General features: G+C 63.3%; 6 protein-coding genes. 5 read left to right on the forward strand and 1 reads right to left on the reverse strand.

What is annotated here, in order from left to right:
- Nucleotides 1-54: 54 nt before the first annotated feature.
- The gene (gene cadR, locus WBR57_RS24425) at nt 55-492 is read right to left on the reverse strand and encodes a Cd(II)/Pb(II)-responsive transcriptional regulator (protein ID WP_236411037.1); all 438 of its coding nucleotides are present in this window, start codon (nt 490-492) and stop codon (nt 55-57) included.
- A gap of 85 nt (nt 493-577) precedes the next feature.
- Between cadR and WBR57_RS24430 the strand changes: the two genes are divergently transcribed.
- From WBR57_RS24430 to WBR57_RS24450, 5 genes are all read left to right on the forward strand, one after another.
- The gene (locus WBR57_RS24430; RefSeq protein ID WP_424087399.1) at nt 578-2,830 is read left to right on the forward strand and encodes a heavy metal translocating P-type ATPase; all 2,253 of its coding nucleotides are present in this window, start codon (nt 578-580) and stop codon (nt 2,828-2,830) included.
- A gap of 15 nt (nt 2,831-2,845) precedes the next feature.
- Nucleotides 2,846-3,709 carry a LysR family transcriptional regulator gene (locus WBR57_RS24435; protein WP_424087402.1) on the forward strand — a complete coding sequence of 288 codons (864 nt, stop codon included), beginning with the start codon at nt 2,846-2,848 and terminating at the stop codon, nt 3,707-3,709.
- 248 nt (nt 3,710-3,957) lie between these two features.
- Nucleotides 3,958-5,022, forward strand: a complete 1,065-nt coding sequence (locus WBR57_RS24440) for a putative 2-aminoethylphosphonate ABC transporter ATP-binding protein (RefSeq protein WP_424087404.1) — start codon at nt 3,958-3,960, stop codon at nt 5,020-5,022.
- A 1-nt stretch (nt 5,023) separates the two neighbouring features.
- Nucleotides 5,024-6,736, forward strand: a complete 1,713-nt coding sequence (locus WBR57_RS24445; protein WP_424087406.1) for a putative 2-aminoethylphosphonate ABC transporter permease subunit — start codon at nt 5,024-5,026, stop codon at nt 6,734-6,736.
- Between the two features lie 23 nt (nt 6,737-6,759).
- Complete coding sequence (locus tag WBR57_RS24450) at nt 6,760-7,782, forward strand: putative 2-aminoethylphosphonate ABC transporter substrate-binding protein (protein ID WP_424087408.1); 1,023 nt, start codon at nt 6,760-6,762, stop codon at nt 7,780-7,782.
- Nucleotides 7,783-7,868 lie beyond the last annotated feature (86 nt).

Consider the following 7,868-nt stretch of genomic DNA (forward strand, 5'->3'; position numbering starts at 1 on the left):
ACCGCATTCGCGAGCAAGCCCGCTCCCACATTTGGATTGGGTTGCCAGGCTGATTCAGTGCCCGTGGCTTCTGCCCACGTGTGAAGGCTCGGCATCGTTGGTCACACTGCCGCTGACCTCCAACCGCTGCAAAATCCCGCATTCCGGCCCGCCACCGCAGCGTTGGCGCAGGTCCAGCAATTGTTCCTGCAACGCCAACAGCCCATCGATCCGCGCTTTCACATGGTGGATATGCTCGTCGATCAACGCATTCACGTTCTCGCACTGGTCCTGAGGGCTGTCGCGCAGGCCCAGCAGGCTACGGATTTCTTCCAGGGTCATGTCGAGGCTGCGGCAGTTGCGGATGAAGATCAGCCGTTCGCTGTGCGCTTGGGTGTACACGCGGTAGTTGGCGTCGGTGCGCGCCGGGGGCGGCAGCAGGCCTTCTTTCTCGTAATAACGGATAGTTTCCACCGGGCAGTCGGTGAGTTTGGCCAATTCGCCGATCTTCATCGCAGCAATCTCCAAAAGGGTGCTTGACCCTATAGTGGCTACAGGGTCTTTACTTGGCAACAGGCACCTCTACGGACGCGACAGAATGAGCGATTCCATCCACACCCCGCATAAGCACGACCACGATCACGACCATGGTCATGAACCCAAGAAACTCACGCCTGCGCATAACCATGGCGGCGGATGTTGCTCTGCCAGCCCAGCTCCCGCGCTGGTGACGCTGAGCGAAGCGCCCACCGCTGGCTCACGCCTGAGCACCTTCCGCATCGAAGCCATGGACTGCCCCACCGAGCAGACGCTGATCCAGAACAAACTGGGCAAGCTCGCCGGCGTGCAGCAACTGGAATTCAACCTGATCAACCGCATCCTCGGCGTCACCCATGACCTGCCGAGCACCGCGCCAATCGTCGATGCGATCAAATCCCTGGGCATGCAGGCTGACCCCATCGTCGAAGGCACCCCCGCCGCCGAACCGCCCGCCAAGAAGCACTGGTGGCCGCTGGCGTTGTCCGGCGTGGGTGCGCTGGGCGCTGAAGTGCTGCACTTCACCAATGCCGCACCGACCTGGGTGATTGCCGTCGTAGCGCTGATTTCGATCCTCAGCGGCGGCCTCACTACTTACAAAAAGGGCTGGATCGCCCTGAAAAACCTCAACCTGAACATCAACGCGCTGATGAGCATCGCGGTCACCGGCGCGGTCCTGATTGGTCAGTGGCCAGAAGCGGCGATGGTGATGTTCTTGTTCACCGTCGCCGAGCTGATCGAAGCCAAATCCCTCGACCGTGCGCGCAATGCCATCAGCGGTTTGATGCAGATGGCCCCCGAGCAAGCCACGGTGCAGCAAGCTGACGGTGCGTGGGTGGAAACAGACGTCAAAAGTATCGAACTGGGCGCGATCGTCCGCGTTAAACCTGGCGAGCGCATTGGCCTGGACGGTGAAGTGACTGCCGGTCAATCCACCATCGACCAGGCGCCGATCACCGGCGAGAGCCTGCCGATTGAAAAGGCGGTGGGCGATAAAGTCTTCGCCGGCACCATCAACCAGGCGGGTTCCCTGGAGTACAAGGTCACGGCGGCGGCGAATAATTCGACCCTGGCGCGGATCATCCACGCCGTGGAACAGGCCCAGGGCGCCCGCGCGCCGACCCAGCGTTTCGTCGACAGTTTCTCGAAAATCTACACGCCGGTCGTCTTCCTGTTTGCGTTGGGCGTGGCGATTATTCCGCCGCTGTTCATGGCCGGTGCCTGGTTCGACTGGATCTACCGCGCCCTGGTGCTGCTGGTGGTTGCCTGCCCTTGCGCCCTGGTGATTTCCACCCCGGTGACCATCGTCAGCGGTTTGGCTGCGGCGGCGCGCAAAGGCATCCTGATCAAGGGCGGCGTCTATCTGGAGGGCGGTTACAAGCTCGACTACCTGGCCCTCGACAAGACCGGCACCATCACCCACGGCAAACCGGTGCAAACCGATTACCTGGCGCTGTTCCCGAATGTCGAAGACAGCGCGCCGGCCCTGGCCGCCAGCCTGGCCGGGCGTTCCGACCACCCGGTGTCGCTGGCAATTGCCAATGCGGCTGTGGATAAAAACCTGCCGGCTCACGTTGTGGATAACTTCGAGGCGCTGGCCGGTCGTGGGGTGCGTGGCGATATCAATGGCCAGACCTACCACTTGGGCAACCATCGCCTGGTTGAAGACCTGGGGCTGTGCTCGCCGGAGCTGGAAGAAAAACTGTTCGCCCTGGAAAAACAAGGCAAGTCCGTGGTGTTGCTGCTCGACAAGTCCGGCCCGCTAGCCCTGTTCGCCGTGGCCGATACGGTCAAGGACAGCAGCCGCGAAGCCATCCAGCAACTGCACGACTTGGGCATCAAGACCCTGATGCTTACGGGCGACAACACCCACACAGCCAAGGCGATTGCCGCCCAGGTCGGTATCGACCAGGCCCAGGGCGACCTGCTGCCCACCGACAAACTGCAAGCCATCGAAACCCTCTACGGCCAGGGCCACCGCGTGGGCATGGTCGGCGACGGCATCAACGACGCGCCGGCCCTGGCCCGCGCCGAGATTGGCTTTGCCATGGCCGCAGCGGGCACCGACACCGCCATCGAGACCGCCGATGTGGCGTTGATGGATGACGATTTGCGCAAGATCCCGGCTTTCATTCGGCTCTCGCGGCAAACGTCGAGTATCCTCAAGCAGAACATCACGTTGGCCCTGGTGATCAAGGCGATCTTCCTGGTCGTTACCTTCCTGGGCATGGCCACCATGTGGATGGCGGTGTTCGCCGACATGGGCGTGGCCCTGCTGGTGGTGTTCAATGGCCTGCGCCTGTTGCGCAAATAATGATGAGAGGGTGGTGTGCTGAGTGCCGAGTTGAAGGCTTTTTATATGGTCGCGCGACTGGGCAGCATCACCCAGGCGGCGAAAAAACTCGGCCTTAGCCAGCCCACGGTCACCACCCAGGTTCGCAACCTGGAAAGCCAGTACGGGGTTGAACTGTTCTACCGCGGCGGCCGCCGCCTCACCGTCAGCGACGACGGCGCGCGCTTGCTGCCGATGGTCAAGACGCTGTTGCAGCAGGAAGCCGATATCGAGTTTTTCCTGCGTAACAGCGGCCAGGTCCAGGGCGCGCTGCGGATTGCCGCCACGGCACCGTATTACATCCTTGATCTGGTCAAAGCCTTCCGCGAACGCCTGCCCCAGGTGGAAGTGTCGGTGGAAATCGGCAACTCCCAACAGGTGCTCGAAGCCCTGGACGATTACCGCGTCGACGTCGCCGCCTCCTCGCAACTGCTGGAAGACCCGCGCCTGATCCGCCGCGTGCTCGGCACCGACCCCCTGGTGCTGGCGGTGCACCGCAACCACCCCCTGGCCGCACTCGAGCATGTGCCGCTCAGTGCGCTGGCCGGGCACACCTTGCTGATGCGCGAAGCGGGCTCGACCACGCGGCGGCTGACCGAAGCGATGTTGCAAGGCGCCGGCGTGAGTGGTGGGTCGCTGTTGGAGATTGGCAGCCGCGAGTCGATCCGTGAAGCGGTGCTGCGCAATATCGGCATCAGCATCATCGCCCGCCAGGAAGTGCCCCATGGCCCGCAACTGCGCGTGCTGACCCTCGAGAATGCGCCGCAGATTCCCGAGTATCTGTACTGCCTCAAGGAAAGAAAAAGCGCGCGTCTGCCGGCGGCGTTTCTGGGGTTGGCGCAGGAAATGTCGCCGCTCTGAGGTTTTGGGGTGGCTGTGAGGGCCAATCGGGGGCAAGCCCCTTCCCACAGTTAGCCGAGTTCCAACAGGAGGATGCGGTCAAAATGTGGGAGGGGGCTTGCCCCCGATAGCGGTACACCAGGCAACCCACCGCTCGGATCGCTACCCAAATCCACCAATACCACTATCGCCACGTTTTGCCTTTCTGCCACGAGCGGGACGTATTGGCTGCCTAGCATGGCTTTCATCAGTTTGATGAGGTGCCTCGCATGAACACAGCCCTGACCAACCCCGGCGCAGCCATGAAGATGCGCGGTATCCAGAAACGCTTCGGCGCCTTTACCGCGCTGGACAACGTGTCCCTGGACGTCGCCGCCGGCGAGCTGGTGTGCCTGCTCGGCCCGTCCGGTTGCGGCAAGACCACCTTGCTGCGCTGCATAGCCGGCCTGGAACGCCAGGACAGCGGCGAACTTTACCTGGGCAACCGCGACGTTTCCCTGCTGCCACCCCAGGCGCGGGACTACGGCATTCTGTTCCAGTCCTACGCGTTGTTTCCCAACCTTACCGTCGAAGCGAATATCGGCTACGGCCTCACCGGCAGTGGTCGCGATGAAGTGCGCCAGCGCGTCGGGCAGATGCTGGAGTTGGTAGGCCTGCTCGGCAGCGAAAAAAAGTACCCCGGCCAGCTTTCCGGCGGCCAGCAGCAGCGCGTCGCCCTGGCCCGCGCGCTGGCACCGGCGCCTTCGTTGCTGCTGCTCGACGAACCAATGTCAGCCCTCGACGCCCGTGTGCGTGAGCACCTGTGCACCGAGCTGCGCCAACTGCAACGGCGCCTGGGCCTTACCACGCTGATGGTGACCCACAACCAGGACGAAGCCATGTTGATGGCCGACCGCATCGCCGTGATGAACAACGGCAAGGTCGAGCAATACGCCACGCCTCAGGCGATTTACGACCGCCCGGCCACGCCGTTTGTGGCGGAATTTGTCGGCCAGGGCAACTGGCTGCCGTTCAGCCGCAACAGTGCCAGCCATGCCCAGGTCGGCGGGATGAATATGCGCCTGGCCGACGATGCCGGTGTAGCCAGGACCGGGCGCCTGTTCTGCCGCCCGGAAGCGATCAGCGTCAACCCGCCGGTGCATGAAGAAAACCTGTTCCCCGCGAAGGTGCGCGAGATCACCTTTCTCGGCAACCGCTGCCGCATGAGCTTTGAACTGGAGCAACTGCCCGGCCATCCACTGCTCGCCGAACTCGCCCCGGAGGCCATGCCGCGCCTGGGTGCCCAGGATATCTGGGTGGCTTTGCCGCCACGCAGCCTGCAGGTGTTTGCCTGAGATGGCGGCTGAAATGACGCTGCCGATAGCGCGCCGGGTGTCCCGCGTCGAAACCGGCGACCGCATTTTTGTGCTCGGCGGCAAGCTGGTTTGGCTGTTGCTGCTGGGCCTCGCCGTGCTGATGCCATTGCTGGCGATCTTCTGGCGCGGCTTCAGCAGTGAAGCCGGGCAGGGTGGCGGCCTGGTTGCGGCACGGGAGCTGGTCAGCAGCGCCAACTTCCACTGGCTGCTGGGCAACAGCCTGAAAGTTTCCCTCAGCGTGGCCGCCATCGTCGTACCACTGGCCTACCTGTTTGCCTACGCCCTGCAACGCACGTTGATTCCCGGCAAGGCGATCTGGCGCGGTCTGTCGCTGCTGCCCTTGATGGCCCCGTCGATGCTGCCGGGCATTGCGCTGGTCTACCTGTTCGGCAACCAGGGCATGCTGCGCGGGTTGCTCTCGGACAACATCTACGGCTTCTGGGGCATTGTGCTCGGTGAGGTGATCTACACCTTCCCACACGCCTTGATGATTCTTTTGTCGGCGCTTTCCCTGGCGGATGCGCGGCTGTTCGATGCCGCGTCGAGCATGGGCGCCAGCCCGGCCCGGGCATTTCGCAGCATCACGTGGCCGGCCACGCGCCAGGCCGTGTTCGCCGCGTTTTGCCTGGTGTTCACCCTGACCATCACCGACTTCGGCGTGCCCGTGGTGGTCGGCGGCGATTACCAGGTGCTGGCGCTGGAAGCCTACAAGGCGGTGGTCGGCCAGCAACAGTTCGGTCGCGGCGCGTTGATCGGCATGGTGTTGCTGCTGCCGGCGCTGTTCAGTTTCGGCGTGGATGCCTGGTTGCGTCGCCGTCACGGCGACGCCATGAGCGGCCGCGCCCAAGTCTTCCAGCCCGCGCCCTCGCGGTTGAGGGATGGCTGCTACCTGGCCATCGTGCTGCTGATCTGCGCCGTACTGCTGCTGGTATTCGGCATGGCGGTGTACTCGTCGCTGGTGAAGTTCTGGCCGTACAACCTGTCGTTGTCGCTTAGCCATTACCAGTTCGAAGACACGGCCGGCGGTGGCTGGCTTGCCTATCGCAACAGCCTGACCATGGCTCTGTGCACCGCGCTGATCGGCAGCCTGTTGATCTTCACCGGTGCCTACCTGATGGAAAAGACCCAGGGCCAGAAAGGCCTGAACCTGGCGCTGCGCATGCTCAGTTTTGTGCCGATGGCGGTGCCGGGCCTGGTGCTGGGCCTGGGCTATGTGTTCTTTTTCAACCTCAACGGCAACCCGCTGCATGTGTTCTACGGAACCATGAGCCTGCTGGTGGTGTGCACTATTGCTCACTATTTGACCACTGCGCAGATGACCGCCACCACTGCGCTGCGCCAGCTGGACGCCGAGTTCGAAGCGGCCGCGTTGTCCCTCAAGGCGCCGCTGTACCGCCACTATCTGCGCGTGACCGTGCCGATCTGCCTGCCGGCGCTGCTGGACATTGTGCGCTACCTGTTTGTGTCGGCGATGACCACCGTGTCGGCCGCGATCTTTCTTTACAGCCCCGACACCATCCTCGCCGCCGTCGCCGTGTTGAACATGGACGACGCCGGCAACGTCGGCGGCGCGGCCGCCATGTCGACCCTGATCCTGTTCACCTCAGGCGGCGTTTCGCTGTTGCTGGCGTGGGCCTCACGTGGCGCATTGCGCCGCTCCCAAGCCTGGCGCCAGACCGCGCCCGGCGAATAAAACATCCCGGAAGGAGGTGCTCCATGTTCAAGCCCCTGGCGCTGGTCGCTGCGGTACTCACTGCATTCAGCCTGAATGCCTTCGCCAAGACCGAGCTGACCGTGTACACGGCCCTCGAAGCCGAGCAGTTGAAAAGCTACAAGAAGGCCTTTGAGCAGGCCAACCCGGACGTCGAAATCAAATGGGTACGCGACTCCACCGGCATCATCACCGCCAAGCTGCTGGCCGAGAAAGACCGCCCGCAAGCCGACGTGGTGTGGGGCCTGGCCGCCTCGAGCCTGGCGATCCTCGACCAGCAGGGCATGCTGGAGAACTACGCGCCGAAGGACCTGGACAAGATCGGCAAGCACTACCGCGACGCCGCCAACCCGCCCGCCTGGGTCGGCATGGACGTGTGGGCCGCGACCATCTGCTTCAACACCGTCGAAGCCGAGAAGCAGGGCCTGACCAAGCCGGTGAGCTGGCAGGACCTGACCAAGCCTGAGTACAAAGGCAAGATCGTGATGCCCAACCCGGCGTCGTCCGGCACCGGTTTCCTGGATGTCAGCGCGTGGCTGCAGACCTTCGGCGAGAAGCAGGGCTGGCAGTACATGGATGATCTGCACCAGAACATCGGCCAGTACGTCCATTCGGGCTCCAAGCCGTGCAAGCTGGCGGCTTCGGGTGAATTCCCGATCGGCATTTCCTTCGAGTACCCGGCCGTGCAGCTCAAGCGCCAGGGCGCGCCGCTGGACATCATCCTGCCCAAAGAAGGCCTGGGCTGGGACATCGAAGCGACTGCCGTGATCAAGGGCACCGCCCACGCCGACGCCGCCAAAAAGCTTGCCGACTTCTCCGCCAGCACCGCGGCGATGGACCTGTACAAGGACAACTTCGCCGTCCTCGCCCAACCCGGCATTGCCAAGCCGCAGACCGAATTACCGGCCGACTACGAGCAACGCCTGATCAAGAATGACTTTGCCTGGGCCTCGAAAAACCGCGACAGCATCCTGACCGAGTGGCGCAAGCGCTATGACGGCAAGTCGGAGAAGGTGGCGGGGCAGTAAGGTCTTTTCGTTAGGGCTACTGGCCTCATCGGGGGCAAGCCCCCTCCCACATTTGCAATGTATTCCCCTGTGGGGGGGGGCTTGCC

Origin of the sequence: Pseudomonas sp. (genome assembly GCF_049590575.1) — a bacterium.
Taxonomy (GTDB): Bacteria; Pseudomonadota; Gammaproteobacteria; order Pseudomonadales; family Pseudomonadaceae; genus Aquipseudomonas.